The following is a 16,569-nucleotide window of genomic DNA, read 5'->3' as shown; positions in this document are numbered from 1 at the left end:
CTATTCGGCCGCCGGCGCCAGCGGCCTGACCCTGGCCATCATCGAGCGCAGCACCGCCGGTTTTAGCGGTTTGCTGATCACCGGCACGTCGAGCCTGCCGGCGGCGGCGCGAACTTCGCTGGAGCGGTCGGCGGTGACCAGCACGGCCGGCAGGTCCTCGCCATGGATCGCACGCAACTGGGCGATCAATTCGAGGCCGGTCCTGTTGTCGAGATGATAGTCGGCAAGCACGATGTCCGGCCGATGCATGCCGGACCTGTCGAGATCCTCCGCGCCGGAAAGCGTGTCGACGCTGCAGCCCCAGCCCTCGAGCAGGAGCCGCATGCCGTCGAGGATGCGGGCGTCGTTGTCGATGCAGAGCACATTGAGCCCGGCAAGCGAGGCCGCGGCACGGGCAGGCGGCTTCGCCTCCGCCTCGCGTCGCGGCGCCTGCACGGCCGCCACAGGCAGCAGCACGGAAAAGCGTGTGCCCTTGCCGGGGTTGGAAAAGATCCGGATTTCGAGGCGCAGGACGCGGGCGATGCGGTCGACAATGGAGAGCCCAAGGCCAAGGCCTTCCGCCTCGCGTGCGCCTTCGTCCAGCCGGGTGAATTCGCGAAACACGGTGTTCAGCTTGTCGCCGGCAATGCCGATGCCGGTGTCGATCACCTGGATCTCGGCCAGTTCGCCGCGCCGCCGCACGCCGACCAGGATACGGCCACGGCGCGTATACTTGATGGCGTTGGAGACCAGGTTCTGGATCAGGCGGCGCAGCAGATTGCGGTCCGTCATCACGCTGAGCGACGACGGCATGATCGAGAGCTCGAGCTTCTTTTCGGCGGCAAGCGGCCGGAAGTCGTTGCCGATCTGGCGCAGCAGCCCGTCGAGGCCGAAGGTCGTATCGTCCGGCTTCATCGCGCCGGCATCGAGGCGCGAAATGTCGAGCACCGCGCCGAGGATGGTCTCGACCGATTCCAGCGACGATTCGATGTTCATCGCCGCCTTGCCGGCGGGCCCCTTGCCGGTCTTCTCGATCAGCGACGAGCAATAGAGGCGGGCGGCGTTCAGCGGCTGCAAGATGTCATGGCCGGCGGCAGCGAGGAAGCGGGTCTTGCCGAGATTGGCCTCCTCGGCCAGCATCTGCGCCTGCGCCAGCTCCTCGTTGACGCGGGTGAGCTCGGCGGTGCGGCTCTTCACCCGCTGTTCCAGGGATTCGTTGGCGCGCTTGAGCGCCAGATCCTGCTCGACGCGTCCGGAAATGTCAGCGTAGGTGGCGACGATGCCGCCGTCCGGCATCGGGTTGGAGCGCAATTCGAGAATGCGCCCGCTGGTCTTCAGCTCCATCTGCCAGGGGCTGACGAAGCTGGTCAGGCGGTTCAGCATGGTAACGCGTTGATCTGCCGGTATATCGCCGCGCTCGGCAAGGTGGCGCAGGATACGATCGAGTGAGACGCCGACCTGGCCCATCTCGTCGGGCAGGTCGAACAGCGCCCGGTACTGGCGGTTCCAGCAGATCAACCGAAAATCCCGGTCGAAGACAGTGATGCCCTGTTCCATCTGGTCGAGCGCGATCTGCAGCAGGTCCCGATTGTGCTGCAGCGCCTCTGTGGCGTCGTCGAGCAGGCGGAAGGCGTCCTTGGATTCGCGGTCGTTGCGGCGCAGCAGCAACGACAGGATCAGCCGCGCCGAGGACGAGCCGACGGCGCTGGCCAGAAGCTGCTCGGAGAAACGGATGACATCCATGCTGGCCTGCTCGTTGCCGTGCAGTGAAGTGCCGCTGCTCTTTTCGAATGACTGGAATGACCGCTCGGTGCGTTCGACACCGAGATAGCGCGCGATCGTGTCCTTGAGGTCGTTGACGGTGATGGTGGTGCGGAAGCGGCGCAGGCTCGGCAGCGGCCCCGCCTCGCGCGGCACGAAGATCGACGCCTGGATGCGCTCCAGCGGCACCGACGCCCGCGACAGCGAGCCGAACACAAAAAACAGCGTGTTGATCGACAGGCTCCACAGCACGCCATGGTTCAGCGGCTCGGCGACGGTGCCGAAAAGAGCTTGCGGCCGCAACGCATCTAAGCCGAACAGGCCGTGGACGAGGATGCCGGTATCGGGCGCGACGAGCGAGGGAAGCAGCAGCGTGTAGCTCCAGACGACGATGCCGGCGACCATGCCGAGTGCGGCACCCCGGCCGTTGGCGCCGCGCCAGACCAGGCCGCCGATCATTGCCGGCGCGAACTGCGCGATCGCGGCGAACGACATCAGGCCGATCGAGGACAGACGCGCGTTGTTGGTGCTCTCGCGGTAGTAGAGGAAGGCGATAAACAGCATGATGAAGATCGCCGCCCGCCGCACATTCAAGATGAGCGTCGACCAGTCCTCGTTCTCGGAGGTCGTGGTCCGCAGCAATCGCCTCACGAACAGAGGAATGACCAGATCGTTGGAGATCATGATCGACAGCGCGACGCTCTCGACGATCACCATTGCGGTCGCCGCCGACAGGCCGCCGATGAAGGCGGCCATGGCCAGCACGTCGTGGCCGCTGAACAGCGGCAGTGACAGCACATAGAGGTCGCTGCTGGTTCTCGTGCCGACCAGTTCCAGGCCGGCTAGCGCGATCGGCAGCACGAACAGGTTGATCGCCACCAGATAGAGCGGAAACACCCATGTCGCGGTGCGCAGCTCGGCCTCGCTGCGGTTTTCGACGATGGTGACGTAGAACTGGCGCGGCAACATGAGGATGGCAAAGCCGCTCAGGCATGTCAGCACCAGCCAGGTAGCGAGGGAGGTGTTGTAGCCCATCGCCTGGCGCACCTGCGTGTTTTCGGCGAGCCGGTCGAACATGTCGCCCGGCCCGCCGAAGATCAAGAACGTGACCATCAGGCCGATCGCCAGGAAGGCGGCGAGCTTGACCACCGTTTCGACTGCCACAGCCAGCACCAGCCCGTCCTGGTGTTCGGTGGCGTCGGCATGGCGCGTGCCGAACAGCACCGCGAACAGCGCCAGCAGCATGGCCACGACCAGTGAGATGTCGCTGACGAACGGATCGAAGGAGGGCGGCGCGCCGGTATAGTGTTCGACCATCAGGCTGACCGAGCCGGAGATTGCCTTCAATTGCAGCGCCATATAGGGCACCGCCCCGATGGTCGCGATCAGTGTGGCGATCGCCGCGACAGCAAAACTCTTGCCGTAGCGGGCGCCGAGAAAGTCGGCGATCGAGGTGATCTTCTCGGTCTTGGCCAGCCTGATGATGCGCTGCAGCAGCGGAAAGCCGAACACAAACACCAGCACCGGTCCGATATAGATGCCGAGGAACTCGAGGCCGCGCTCGGAGGACAGCCCGACCGAGCCGAAGAAGGTCCAGGAGGTGCAGTAGATGGCAAGGCTGAGCGCATAGATGAAGGGCCGGGCGCGGCCGGGGCCGGATGAAGTCGAGCGCCGGTCGCCCAGGCTGGCGATGGCAAACAGCAACGTCACATAGGCAATCGCGATGATGACGATGAACCAGCCCTGCACGCCTCGAACTTCCTCCCTGCGCCGGCTTTTCATCCGGCCTTGCTGACGCAATCACAGCTTGGCGATCGAGTCCATCGCGGCTTTCGGCGTATTATAGCGGCTGCGTCAGGCAATCGTGACCGGCTGAAACCAGCTTTTGCTCCTGTTGCAACCGCAGGTTTTTGCTATTCTGCTGGCCGGTCAATGCCGAGGAGCGGACGGCAGAACGGCCGGTCAGGACAAGGAGGAGTCGAATGCTGAAAGAGTTTCAGGAATTCATTTCCAGGGGCAATGTGATGGACCTGGCCGTCGCCGTCATCATTGGCGCTGCCTTCGGCAAGATCGTCACCTCGCTGGTCGACGACATCATCATGCCTATTGTTGGCGCGATCTTCGGAGGACTGGACTTCAACAACTACTTCATACCCCTGTCTTCCGCGGTGAATGCAACCTCACTGGCCGATGCGAAGAAACAGGGCGCTGTCTTCGCCTATGGCAGCTTCATCACCGTGGCGCTGAACTTCCTTATCCTCGCTTTCATCATCTTCCTGATGATCAAAGCGGTGAACAATCTGCGCCAGCGGCTGGAGCGCGAAAAACCGGCTGCCCCGGCCGCTCCGCCGCCAGCCGACGTCGCGCTGCTCACCGAAATTCGCGATCTCCTCGCCAGAAAATAGCACTTGCGAGAACCTCTCTGGACCAAAACCCTGGTCGCTTGCGGCCGGGGTTTTCTGTTTTCGCCCGCCCTGAAACACGCTAGCAGTCGAGCAAACGAAAACGGACCTATCCATGACCTTGATCGATACCTTGCGCGCCGAGGCTCGGGCGGCGCCTGAAAGCGGCATTGTCGCCGTCATGAACCGTGGCCGCGGCCGCGACGGCATGATCCCGCTCTGGGCCGGCGAGGGTGACCTGCCGACGCCCGCCTTCATCACCGATGCCGCCGCCAAGGCACTCGCCGGCGGCGAAACCTTCTATACCTGGCAGAGAGGCATTCCCGAACTCAGGCAGGCGCTCGCCCGCTACTACACCAGGCATTTCGGCAAGACTTTCGCCAACGAAGAATTCATCGTCACCGGCTCCGGCATGCATGCCATCCAGCTGGCCATCGACGCGGTGGCCGGCAAGGGCGACGAACTCGTCTACCTGTCGCCGGCATGGCCGAACTTCGCCGCCGCCGCCGGGGTAGCCGGCGCCGTGCCAGTCGCGGTGACGCTCGATCAGTCGGGCAATGGCTGGTCCTGCGATGTCGACAAGATCGCAGCGGCGATCACGCCACGGACCAAGGCGCTGTTCGTCAACACGCCGTCCAACCCGACCGGCTGGACTGCCGACAAGGAAACGTTGCAGGCGATCCTCGATTTTGCCCGCCAAAGGGGTCTGTGGATTATCGCCGACGAGATCTACTCGCTGTTTCATTACGGCCACGGCCGCGCGCCGTCGTTCATCGACATCATGGCCGATGAGGACCGCATTCTGTTCGTCAATTCTTTTTCCAAGAACTGGGCGATGACCGGCTGGCGCATCGGCTGGATCAAGATCCATCCCACCTTGCAGCATGTGTTCGAAAACCTGGTCCAGTATTCGACTTCCGGCGTTGCCCAGTTCATGCAGCGCGGGGCCGTCGTTGCGCTGGATGAGGGCGATGCCTTCATCGTCGAGCAGGTGGAGCGGGCGAGGGCGGCGCGCGACCTGGTCTGCGGTATTCTTGCCGAAACCGGCCGGGCGCGCTTCACCGTGCCGCAGGGCGCATTCTATCTGTTCTTCGCGGTCGACGGCGTCACCGATTCCCGCGCCGCCGCCTTCGACATGGTCGACCGCGCCAATGTCGGCCTGGCCCCCGGCACCGCCTTCGGCCCCGGCGGCGAAGCCTTCCTCAGGCTGTGCTTCCACCGCCGCCTCGACCAGCTCGAAGAAGCCGCGCACCGGCTGGCGAAATGGATGACGAGTGTGTGAGCTGCCTCAAAGCCTGAGTAGAGTTTCAAACGGGCTTCACCCGCCCGACTTCGGCACCAGCAACGGAATGACGCGGTCGCTCTTGGCTACTGAAGGCCGGCCGGCCGAACCGTAGGGAATCCCCAACGCGTCCCATGTCTCGACCAGCGCGTCCTGCAGGGAGGCAATCAGCGCGTCCGAATGGAACGGTGTAGGCGTGATGCGCAGCCGCTCGGTGCCGCGCGGCACTGTCGGGTAGTTGATCGGCTGGATATAGATGCCGTGCACACCGAGCAGGCGGTCGCTGGCCATCTTGCAGAGCTCGGGATCGCCGACCAGAAGCGGCACGATGTGGGTAGGCGATTCCATCACCGGCAGGCCGGCTGCGGCCAGCACTTGCTTGGTCCGTGTCGCCTGACGCAGCTGTGCGTCGCGCTCGGCCTGCGAACGCTTGAGATGGCGGATCGAGGTGGTTGCCGCTGCAGCGATCGCTGGCGGCAACGCCGTGGTGAAGATGAAGCCCGGCGCATAGGAGCGCACCGCGTCGATCACCGCAGTGTTGCCGGCGATGTAGCCGCCAAGCGTGCCGAACGCCTTGGCCAGCGTGCCCTCGATGATGTCGATGCGGTCGGCCAGCCCTTCGCGCTCGGTGATGCCGCCGCCGCGCGGCCCGTACATGCCGACGGCGTGGACCTCGTCGATGTAGGTCATGGCGTTGTAACGCTCGGCGAGTTCGACGATCTGCTTGATCGGCGCGATGTCGCCGTCCATCGAATAGACGCTCTCGAAGACGATCAGCTTGGCGCGCTCGCGGCCGGCCGTCTGCAGCAGGGTTTCGAGATGTGCCACGTCATTATGGCGGAAGATCTTCTTCTCGGCGCCCGAGCGCCGCACGCCCTCGATCATCGAAGCGTGGTTGAGTTCGTCCGAGATGATCAAGCAATTGGGAAGCAGCTTTGCAATGGTCGAGATCGACGCCTCGTTTGAAACGAAGCCGGAGGTGAAAACCAGTGCCGCTTCCTTGTCGTGCAGGTCGGCAAGCTCCAGTTCGAGCTCGACCAGCGGGTTGCTGGTGCCGGAGATGTTGCGGGTGCCGCCGGCGCCCGACCCCATCTTGCCTGCCGCCTTCTGGAACGCGGCAATGACGTCGGGATGCTGGCCCATGCCGAGATAATCGTTGGAGCACCAGACGGTGATTTCCTCGGCGCGGCCATTGGCGCGCCAGATGGCGCGCGGGAATTTCCCGACGATACGCTCAAGGTCGGCGAAGACGCGGTAGCGACGCTCTGCATGGAGCTGGTCGATCGCTTCCTCGAAAAACCGCTGGTAGTTCATGTCGCCTTCCCAATTTTGCGCGCGATCATAGTCATTGGCCCATTCATCGTCCACTTGGCCTTTTTGGTCAAAATGCCACGCCCCGAGCCTGTTCCTAACGACCACGGAACGTGGCCTATTCCCTTGATGTGGATCAATCTTGTTTCAGGACAATGCCACGCGCCGATGAGACCGGTTACCGCAGGTTCTAATGGCTCGGCGGCAGGTTTTCCAGTAAGGCGACGATTGAGACAGTTCCGACAAATCATGAATAGCGAGGATGCGGATGACGGTTTTGGTGACAGGCGGGGCCGGCTATATCGGTAGCCATATGGTCTGGGAATTGCTGGACACGGGTGACAGCGTCGTCGTCCTCGACCGGCTTTCCACCGGCTTTGAATGGGCAGTGGCTCCGGAAGCAAAGCTCGTTGTCGGCGATGTCGCCGACAGGGAACTGGTTGCCTCGATCATCCGCGACAATAAGGTCGACGCGATCATCCATTTCGCCGGCTCGATCGTGGTCCCCGAATCGGTCGCCGACCCGCTTGCCTATTACGAGAACAACACCTGCAAGACGCGCACCTTGATCGAGACCGCGGTGCGCGAAGGCGTGCCCAATTTCATCTTTTCCTCGACCGCCGCCGTCTATGGCGGCGCCGGCCTGGAACCGGTACGCGAGGATGCCCGGCTTGCGCCGGAATCGCCCTATGGCCTGTCCAAGCTGATGAGCGAATGGATGCTGCGCGATGCGGCGATTGCCCACGGGTTGCGCTATACGGCGCTGCGCTATTTCAACGTCGCCGGCGCCGATCCGAAGGGCCGCACCGGCCAGTCGACGCCCGGTGCCACGCATCTGATCAAGGTCGCCTGCGAGACGGCGCTCGGCAAGCGCCCCTTCATGCAGGTGTTCGGCACCGACTATCCGACGCCGGACGGCACCTGCATGCGCGACTATATCCACGTCAGCGACCTGGCGGCGGCGCATCGGCTGGCGCTGCAGCGGCTGCGTGCCGGCGGATCGAGCCTGGTCGCCAATTGTGGTTACAGCCACGGCTATTCGGTGCTCGAGGTCATCGACAGCGTCCGCCGCGTCTTCGGCCATGATTTCGAGGTACGGATGGGCGATCGCCGCGCCGGCGACGCCGCCGCGGTCGTCGCCAATTCGGAGCTGGCGCGCGGTGAGCTCGGCTGGACCCCGCAGCGCGACAACCTCGACCAGATCGTTGCCGATGCGCTTGCCTGGGAGCGCATCCTGACCAGCAAGAATTCGGCTCTGGGGTGAAGCGGGCTCTCCGCAAAGGTTGGTTCGGCGCGCTGGGGGCGGAATGAAAATCCTGGTACTTGGGGCCGGCGTCGTCGGTACGGCGGCGGCCTATTATCTGGCCAGCGACGGCCATGAGGTGACGGTGATCGAGCGCCATCCGGCGGCAGCACGCGGCACGAGCCGGTCGAATGCCGGCCTGGTGTCGCCCGGAGACGCCACCGCCTGGGCCTCGCCAGCCGCGCTGAAGACGTTCCTGCGCGGCCTCTACAACCACGATCTCGGCATCAAGGTGCGGCTGCGCTTCGATCCGTATTTTTTCGCCTGGAGCCTGCGCTTCCTGCGCCAGTGCACGCATAAGCGCATGCGCGCCAACACCGATGTCAAGCTGCGTCTGGCGCTTTATTCGCGCGACTGCATCAACGCCGTCTCCGCCGAGACCGGCATCCACTATGACGAGCGCAAGAAGGGCATTCTGTATTTCTTCCGCTCGCAGCAGAGCTTTGATACCGGCACCGACAATTACCGCTATCTCGGCGAACACGGCCTGCCGATCGAGATCGTCGGCCGCGACCGGTTGGTCGAGCTCGAGCCGGGCCTCGCCGGCGCCAAGGACAAGATTGCCGGCGGCGTCTATTCGCCGATCGACCAGACCGGCGACTCCAGCCAATTCACGCAGCGCCTCGCTGCCTATGCCGCCGAGAAACTCGGCGTCCAATTCCTCTACGGCACCACGGTCGAAGGCCTCGACATCGACGGCGGCCGCGTGCGCGCCGTGATGACCTCGGCCGGCCCGGTGGCCGGTGACGCGGTGGTCATTTCCATGGGGCCGGAGAGCGGTCTGCTCGGCCGCCGCTACGGCATCGATCTGCCCGTCTATCCGGTGAAGGGCTATACCGTGACTGTTCCGCTGGAAGATGAAAGCAAGGGGCCGATCATGGGCGGCGCCGACGAGGACCGGCTGATCGGCTATTCCAGGCTGGGAAACCGGCTGCGGATGTCCTCGACGGCGGAGTTCACCGGTTTCGACCGCGCGTTCAAGCCACGCGATTTCAACTCGATCCTGAACACCGGCAAAGACTTGTTCCCCGGGGCTTTCGACGAGAGCAAGGCCGAGCTCTGGGCTGGACTTCGCCCGATGATGCCGAACTCCGTGCCGGTCATCGGCCGGGCGCGGTACGACAATCTCTACCTCGACACCGGCCACGGCCATCTCGGCTGGACCATGGCCTGCGGCTCGGGAAAGTTCCTTGCCGACATAGTTGCCGGCCGCAAGCCGGAGATCGATCCGCAGGGATTGCTCTACGTGGGCTAGGCATCTCCGAACATCAGGACGCCATGAGCTCGGCGGTCAGGCTCGTTCGTCGACCGCCGAACGCCAGGAGCGCACGTAACTTGTCCAGACCGGATCGGCCGACGGTTCGGTCCTTTCGCCTCTGCCTTGCGGTGTCCCCTGGTCCGACGCCAGCAAGGCGGCGCCGATGCTGGTACCAGTCGCAGCCTCGGAGGCAATGGCGGCGCGCGCAGTCGCCGCAGCCAGCATGCGGGTGAACAGCCGGTTGCGGGCGAAGGGTCCTTCGACGACGGTGGGACCGTCCGCGCCGATCAGGTCGAGGCAGGTCGCGGTCATCAGCGCCAGGTAGAACGAGATGGCGACAAAGCGCTGGCCGGCGCTCATACCGTCCGCGTTAAACCATGATGCGGTACGATGCGGAAACGGCCCCGAACCCTGTTGCGTGGAAGGCAATAGGGACGTCTTGCGCGCCAGCACCGTAGCAACATCGTCTTCCGTCCAGTCCTCCGATTGGCCCTCGGTCAGCACGGAAAACTCGCGGCCGCCCATGAAGCGCGCCGACGGCACGGGATCGCCGAGTGCGTTGACATTGACCAGCGTGTCGCGTGCCGGATCGAGCGTGACCTTGCTGCCGCCGACCGCCATCGACACCACCCAGGTGCCGGTCGAGACGACGGAGAAAGGCGGCTTGCTGGATAGGAGATGCGGCAGCAGCGAGGCGTTGGAATCGTGCAGGCCGCAAAACACCGGCGTTTGCGGGTCGAGGCCGGTTTGCCGCGCCAGAGCGGGCAGGATCGGGCCCAGGCGGTCCTTGGCCGGCCGCACCGGCGCCATTAGCCGGCGCCATTGCAGCCGGTCGACCAGCGAGGAAAAATCCGCTTTCCACGGGTTCCATAGATCGGTGTGGCAGCCGAGCGAAGTCACCTCGCTGGCGGCGACGCCGGTCAGGCGCAAGGCCCAGTATTGCGGATACATCAGCATAGCGGCGGTTCTGGCGAAATCCGCCGGAAAGCGCTTCTGCTGCCAGAACAGCTGCGCGCCGAGATTGAGGCCGGCCGGCAGGCGCGGCGTGCCGGTTTCGGAGAACGCCGGACGGATCGTGTCGTAGTCCCCGGCAAGGGCATCCGGCCCGTCGAATTCGTAATCGAGCACCGGCAGCGCCAGTTCGCCTGATGCATCGACCAGCACTCCCGTCGCGCCATGGGTGGTGATCGATATCGCATCGATGCGCTGCTCGCGATCGATCTCGGCCAGGCTGCCGAGGATGAACGACCACAGAAGCTCGACGTCATGATGCGGGTACGTCCCTTGCCGAACCGGCTCGTTCGCCACCGTGCGCAGGGCCACTTCGCTCGATGTGGCGAGATCGACCAGCGCCACCTTGGCGTTGGTCTTGCCGATATCGATGACGGCGACGTTGCGGGTCATTCCATATGGAACATTGTTTCCAGCGGCACCGCCACCGGCTCGTTGTTCGGCCTGGTCTCCATGATGTCCGCCATCTCGGCCCACCAACGCTGCATCACCGGATGCTTCGGCAATTCGTCCATCCCGTGGTCATCGCGTCGCCACAGCACGCCGAACAGGATGTTGGTCTCCTCGTCGAGATGGATCGAATAATCGGAGATACCGGCCTGTTTCAGCAACGCTACGAGTGACGGCCAGATGTCGTCGTGGCGCCTCTTGTATTCGGCCTTCATGCCCGGATTGAGCTTCATCTTGAACGCATATTTTTCGGGCATCAGGCAAAGCGCTCCCGCCGTACGCGCCGCCACAGGATCGGCAGTGCGATGACGATGATCAGCAGCAGGCCGATGAAGATCGACATGACGATCCCCGGCACGTTGAGCAGGCCGAGGCCGAAGGTCACCAGCCCCATGATGAAGGCCGCGAGCACGACGCCCACTATGCTGCCGGCCCCGCCCAGGATGCTGACGCCACCGAGCACCACCATGGTGATGACTTCCAATTCATAGCCTTGCGCGATCGACGGCCGGGTCGAGCCGAGCCGCGAGGTGATCAGCACCGAGGCGATGCCCGCCATCAGGCCGGTCAAGCAAAACAGGATGAATTTGATGCGGCCGACGCGCACCCCGGAAAACTGTGCCGCGACCGGGTTGTTGCCGATGGCAAAGATCCGGCGGCCGAAGCTCGTGCGGTGCAGAAGGAACCAGTAGACAACTGCCGCGATCAGGAACAGCGTCAGTTCGAACGACACCACCCACCAGACATAGCCCTGGCCGAAGAAGGCGAAGCTCGCGGGATAGCCCTTGTAGGCCTGGTCGCCCAGGATGATGAAGGCAATGCCGCGAAACAGGCTCATCGTGCCGATGGTGACGACGATCGACGGCAAGCCGAGCCTGGTGACGAGCACGCCGTTGAAGGCGCCGCAGCCGAGCCCGACGACGAGGCCGATTGCCACAAGCGCCGGAGTGCCGGCGCCGGCCTGCACTGCCATGCCCATCATCGTTGACGCCAGCGCAATGATGGCGGCGACCGACAGGTCGATTTCGCCGGAGATGATCAGCAGCGCCATGGCCAGCGCGATCAGCGCCTTTTCCGTGAAGTTGAAGGTCAGGTCTGAGAGCGACCAAGCGTCGAGGAAATAGGGCGAGGCAAAACTGTTGACGGCGAAGATGGCCACCGCGACGGCGACCAGCAGCGCTTCCCATGAAAAAATCGCCGCAGTGAAAGGCTTGTCGAGCCGGTCGGGAATATGGCGTGGAGCAGGGGTGTCCATCATGCCGCTTCCGCCTTTTTGAGAATGATGCGGCCTTGCCGGCGTTCGCCGCGCGCGTTGAGCACCACGGCCAGGATGATGGCGCTGCCTGAAATCGCCATCTGCCAGAAGGGTGAGATGTTGATCACCGGCAGCGCGTTGGAGATGATGCCGAGGAACAGCGCGCCGAGCACCGCGCCGCCGACCGAACCGATGCCGCCGGCAATCGAAATGCCGCCGATGACGCAGGCCGCGATGATATTGAGCTCATAACCATTCGCGACCTCGACCGAGGCGATGACGTAGCGCGAGATCCACAGATAGCCACAGAGGCCGCCGATCATCCCCGAGATGCAGAAGACGATGAATTTCGTCCGGCCGACATCGATGCCGGCATAGACCGATGCGGTCGGGTTGACGCCGATGGCATAGATCGAGCGGCCGAGCGCGGTGCGCGTCATCACCAGGAAAAACAATGCAATGACCAGTATGGCGATCCAGGACAGAACCGGAATGCCGAGGAAAGCCGCGCGCTGCAGGCCGATGAACTCAGCGCTCATCTGGTCGGCGTTGACCCAGGCGCCGCCTGATATGACGAAGGTAGCGCCGCGGTAGATGGTGAGGGTGCCGAGCGTTACCACGATCGAGGGAATGTTCAGCCGCCATACCAGCAGGCCGTTGATGGCGCCGAGCACCAGGCCGACCAGCAATGCGATGACGATCAGCAGCGGGATCGGGATCGCCGGATGCGCGGCGTTCAGCATTGCCACCACCATGCCGGTGAAGCAGAGATTTGAAGCCATCGACAGGTCGATCGAGCGGGTCAGGATGACGACCATCTGGCCGAGCGCCAGGATCATCAGGATCGACGTGTCGTTGAACACCTGGCGCAGGTTGGCCGGATCGGCAAAACCTGGAAACCGCGTGGAGATCAGCCCGATCAGCACGACGATTGCCGCCAGCAGCCAGACCTCGCGATGTTTGAGAAGAGCCTTCATGCCGCGATCCCCGCTGCCGTCCTGACCAAGGTTTCGGCGTCGAGCCCTTTATTGTCGTAGACCGCGGCAATGCGGCCCTCGCGCATAACGACGACGCGGTCCGACATGCCGAGGATTTCCGGCAATTCGGACGACACCATGATCACCGACAGGCCTTGCGCGACGAGCTCGGCCATGAAGCCGTGCACGGCCGCCTTCGAGCCGATGTCGATGCCCTTGGTCGGCTCGTCCAGGATGATCACCTTAGGCGCGGTCGCCAGCCATTTGGCGATGACGATCTTCTGCTGGTTGCCGCCCGACAGCGTGCCGACGTCCTGGCTGAGCGAGGAGGCGCGCAGATCGAGCCGCTCGGTGTAGGAGCGGGCCAGCGCGAACTCTTCGGCCAGCCGCAATATGCCGGACTTGGATGTCCGTTTGAGCGAGGGCAGCGAGACATTCTGGAAGATCGGCAGGCCGATCACCACGCCTTGCTTGCCGCGCTCCTCCGGCACATAGACGATGCCGGCGTCGATCGAATCCGCCGCCGATTTCGGCGCGATTGCCTTACCCTCCAGCGTGATCGTGCCGCCGCTGGTGCGGGTGATGCCTGATATCGCCTGCATCACCTCGCTGCGCCCGGCGCCGACAAGGCCGTAGAAGCCGAGGATTTCGCCCCTGTGCAGCTCGAAGCCTATGTCGTCGAACTCGGTCGGGTGCGACAGGCCGGAGACGGCCAGCACCGGCGCGCCGATCTCGGCCCTGCGCTGCGGAAAGATGTGATCGACCGAGCGACCGACCATCATGCGCACGATCTGGCTCTGGCCGGCGTCCTTGATCAGGCCTTCGCCGACCATCTCGCCGTCCCGGAACACGGTATAGCGGTCGGCGATGTGGTAGATCTCATCGAATTTGTGGCTGATGAACAGGATCGCCTTGCCGTCGCTTTTGAGGAATTCGATCAGCAGGAAAAGCTCTTCGATCTCCTTCATCGAAAGCGCTGCCGTCGGCTCGTCCATGATGACGATCCGCGCGTCGATGGACATAGCGCGGGCAACCGCGACTAGGTGCTTGTTGGCAATGCCGAGATCCTTCAGTCTGGCGTCGGCGTCGATATGGCCGGCGCCCATCGTGTCGAGCACCTCGCGGGCATTCTTGCGCATGGTGCGCCAGTCGATGGTTTTGAAACGCGTGCGCGGCGCATGGCCGAGGAAGATGTTTTCGGCCACCGTCAGGTCGTCGAACAGCACGGTTTCCTGGTGGATGGCGGTGATGCCATGCCCGAACGCGGCGTGGGCGCTGGGCAGTGTGACCGGCTGGCCGTCGATGCTGATGGTGCCAGCATCCGGTTGGTAGATGCCGGTCATTATTTTGACCAGCGTCGACTTGCCGGCGCCGTTTTCGCCGATCAGCGCGGTCACCTGGCCGGGATAGAGCGACAGGCGGACGTCGTGCAGCGCGCGCACGCCGGGAAAGCTTTTCGAGATGCCGGACAGCGTCAGGCGCGGTCCGGAAGACAAAGGCGCTTCCTTTGCCATTTCGTGTTGGGCTGTCGTGTCCATAATCGTATCAAGCCCTGAAACAAGGTTCGTTTGAAAGCGCGGCGGGACCTGAGCCCCGCCGCACCGTTTCGAAGGCTCCAGGATCAATAGATCTTGGAGAACTTTTCGATGTTCGACTTGTCGAACTGGAAGGGCGGAGCCATGGCAGCCGAATTGGTGTCGTCGAGCGTGACCTTGCCGACGCGGCCGATCGACAGCGTAGCACCGGGCTTGGCTTCTTCCTTCTTCACCGCCAGGTCGTGGGCGAGGTAGACGGCGGAGTAGCCGAGATCGATCGGGTTCCACAGCGCAACCGCCTGGCTGGCGCCATTGTCGATGAACTTCTTGAACTCCGACGGCAGCGCCAGGCCGGTGACGTTGACCTTGCCGATCAGGCCTTCATCGGTCACCACCTGCGCGGCGGCAACGACGCCGACCGTGGTCGGTGCGATGATCGCCTTGAGGTTCGGATAGGACTTCAAAAGACCCTTGGCTTCATCCGTGCTCTTGGCCGAGTCGTCGTCGCCATAGACGGTGGCGACGAGCTTGATCTTGGGGAACTTCTCCGGCAGCACCTTCTTGGCCGCGTCGATCCAGGCATTCTGGTTGGTCGCGGTCGACGAAGCCGACAGGATGGCGACGTCGCCGCCTTCAGGCAGGTAGTCGGCGGCAAGCTTGATGATGGTCTCGCCGATCAGGTTGGTGTCGGAGGGGTTGAGGTGAAGCTGGCGTCCTTCCGGCGCGACGCCCGAATCCCACGAGATGACGGTGATGCCGCGCTCCATCGCCTTCTTGAGCACCGGCACCAGCGCGTCGGCGTCGTTCGCCGAAATGGCGATGGCGTTGACCTTCTGTGCGATAAGCGAATTGACCACTTCGATCTGCGCTTCGGCGGTCGCCTTGGTCGGGCCGGTGTAGATGATGTCGACATCGCCTAGTTCCTTGGCCGCCTCTTCGGCGCCTTTGTTGGCGGCGTCGAAGAAGCCGTTGCCGAGCGACTTCACCACCAGCGCGATTTTGACGTTCTCAGCATAGGCGGCATTCACGAACATGGCGGCGGAGAACGCCGCCGTAACCATCAATTTCCTAAAGAAGCTCATCGAATATCCTCCCTTGAGCGTTGCATTCCATCGCCGCTGCGGGCGTGAGTTTTCTCAGGCCTGCAGCGAAGATTCTTCTTTATTGCTTGCCGTTGTGCGGGCGATGATCAGCGTCACGCCGGCGGTCTCCAGCATCTTGGCTTCGCGATCCTCGATGCCGTCGTCGGTGATCACCGTGGCGATGCGCGACAGGCCGCACAGGATCAGGCTCGAGCGTCTGCGGAACTTCGAGGAATCGACCAGCACCACCAACTCGTCTGCCTGGTCGATCAGCTTCTGCTCGGCCTGGATCAGCAGCGGGTCGCCTTCCATCAGACCGAGCGGTCCCAGTCCCTGCGCGCCCATGAACATGCGGCGCGCGTAAAAATTGCGCGTCACGTCATTGTCGAAGGGCGACAGGATGATGTTCTGCTCGCGGTAGATGGTGCCGCCCGACAGCATTACCGTGTTCTTGGAATGTCTGAGCAGGTGCTCGGCGATCGGAAAGGAATTGGTGAAGATCGGCATGCGCCGGCCGGTCAGGAAATGCACCATCTGGAAGGTGGTGGTGCCGCCATTGATGATGATCGGCTCGCCATCCTTGCAGAGTTCCACGGCTTCCCGCGCGATTGCCCGTTTCTGCGCAGCGTTGATGGTCTCGTTGACGGAAAAGGGCCGGCCGGCAAGGCCGATGAACTGCGGCGGCGAAAGCGCCTCTGCACCGCCGCGCACCCGGCGCAGGCGTTTTTGCACGTGCAATGCCGCGATGTCGCGCCGAATCGTCGCCTCGGACGACTCCGTCAGGTCGACCATCTCCTGCACCGTCACCACAGGTTTTTCCTGGACGGCGGACAAAATGATCCTGTGGCGCTCTTTCTCGTGCATGGTTCCTCCCTGCTTGAGCATCTAGGCACCCAAAGCGCGCAGTGTCAATCATTTCCGATCAGATAATTTCATTGTGCAATGCAATATGACTGATATTGA

General features: G+C 63.4%; 13 protein-coding genes. 4 read left to right on the top strand and 9 right to left on the bottom strand.

Features of this window, described 5'->3' with window-relative positions; translation table 11 throughout:
* Positions 1–3,489, bottom strand: a complete 3,489-nt coding sequence (locus tag NKI63_RS17015; RefSeq protein WP_352822580.1) for a PAS domain-containing hybrid sensor histidine kinase/response regulator — start codon at positions 3,487–3,489, stop codon at positions 1–3.
* Between the two features lie 233 nt (positions 3,490–3,722).
* Here NKI63_RS17015 and mscL point away from each other — a divergent pair, with 233 nt between their 5' ends.
* Positions 3,723–4,145 (top strand): large conductance mechanosensitive channel protein MscL, encoded by a 423-nt coding sequence (mscL, locus tag NKI63_RS17010; protein WP_352506200.1) that lies wholly within the window; start codon positions 3,723–3,725, stop codon positions 4,143–4,145.
* Positions 4,146–4,257: 112 nt separating this feature from the next.
* The gene (locus NKI63_RS17005) at positions 4,258–5,424 is read left to right on the top strand and encodes a pyridoxal phosphate-dependent aminotransferase (RefSeq protein ID WP_352822459.1); all 1,167 of its coding nucleotides are present in this window, start codon (positions 4,258–4,260) and stop codon (positions 5,422–5,424) included.
* Between the two features lie 36 nt (positions 5,425–5,460).
* Here NKI63_RS17005 and hemA read toward each other — a convergent pair whose 3' ends face one another.
* On the bottom strand, positions 5,461–6,738 hold the full coding sequence (hemA, locus tag NKI63_RS17000; RefSeq protein ID WP_352506202.1) for a 5-aminolevulinate synthase: 1,278 nt from the start codon (positions 6,736–6,738) through the stop codon (positions 5,461–5,463).
* A gap of 265 nt (positions 6,739–7,003) precedes the next feature.
* Here hemA and galE point away from each other — a divergent pair, with 265 nt between their 5' ends.
* On the top strand, positions 7,004–7,999 hold the full coding sequence (gene galE, locus NKI63_RS16995; protein WP_352506203.1) for a UDP-glucose 4-epimerase GalE: 996 nt from the start codon (positions 7,004–7,006) through the stop codon (positions 7,997–7,999).
* Positions 8,000–8,042: 43 nt separating this feature from the next.
* The gene (locus NKI63_RS16990) at positions 8,043–9,293 is read left to right on the top strand and encodes a D-amino acid dehydrogenase (RefSeq protein WP_352506204.1); all 1,251 of its coding nucleotides are present in this window, start codon (positions 8,043–8,045) and stop codon (positions 9,291–9,293) included.
* Positions 9,294–9,329: 36 nt separating this feature from the next.
* On the opposite strand, the gene NKI63_RS16985 is transcribed toward NKI63_RS16990, so the two are convergent.
* The 7 genes from NKI63_RS16985 to NKI63_RS16955 form a co-directional block, all read right to left on the bottom strand.
* Entirely contained in the window at positions 9,330–10,700 is a 1,371-nt protein-coding gene (locus NKI63_RS16985; RefSeq protein WP_352822455.1) for an FGGY-family carbohydrate kinase, read from the bottom strand.
* Positions 10,697–11,014: an L-rhamnose mutarotase gene (rhaM, locus tag NKI63_RS16980; RefSeq protein WP_352506206.1), complete on the bottom strand. Its 318-nt coding sequence runs from the start codon at positions 11,012–11,014 to the stop codon at positions 10,697–10,699. The genes NKI63_RS16985 and rhaM overlap by 4 nt, the downstream gene beginning before the upstream one ends.
* Positions 11,014–12,015: an ABC transporter permease gene (locus NKI63_RS16975; RefSeq protein WP_352506207.1), complete on the bottom strand. Its 1,002-nt coding sequence runs from the start codon at positions 12,013–12,015 to the stop codon at positions 11,014–11,016. The genes rhaM and NKI63_RS16975 overlap by 1 nt, the downstream gene beginning before the upstream one ends.
* Positions 12,012–12,989 (bottom strand): ABC transporter permease, encoded by a 978-nt coding sequence (locus NKI63_RS16970; protein WP_352506208.1) that lies wholly within the window; start codon positions 12,987–12,989, stop codon positions 12,012–12,014. Before NKI63_RS16970 ends, NKI63_RS16975 begins: the two co-directional genes overlap by 4 nt.
* Positions 12,986–14,527, bottom strand: coding sequence for a sugar ABC transporter ATP-binding protein (locus NKI63_RS16965; protein WP_352777887.1), 1,542 nt, complete (start codon positions 14,525–14,527; stop codon positions 12,986–12,988). The genes NKI63_RS16970 and NKI63_RS16965 overlap by 4 nt, the downstream gene beginning before the upstream one ends.
* 83 nt (positions 14,528–14,610) lie before the next feature.
* Positions 14,611–15,606, bottom strand: a complete 996-nt coding sequence (rhaS, locus tag NKI63_RS16960; RefSeq protein WP_254820009.1) for a rhamnose ABC transporter substrate-binding protein — start codon at positions 15,604–15,606, stop codon at positions 14,611–14,613.
* Between the two features lie 54 nt (positions 15,607–15,660).
* Positions 15,661–16,470, bottom strand: coding sequence for a DeoR/GlpR family DNA-binding transcription regulator (locus tag NKI63_RS16955; RefSeq protein WP_352702247.1), 810 nt, complete (start codon positions 16,468–16,470; stop codon positions 15,661–15,663).
* Positions 16,471–16,569 lie beyond the last annotated feature (99 nt).

The sequence above is a fragment of the Mesorhizobium sp. M0410 genome (assembly GCF_040321435.1).
Classification (GTDB): Bacteria; Pseudomonadota; Alphaproteobacteria; order Rhizobiales; family Rhizobiaceae; genus Mesorhizobium.
The sequence above is the reverse complement of the archived record's forward strand: the minus strand, read 5'-3'. Positions and strand labels throughout refer to the sequence as shown.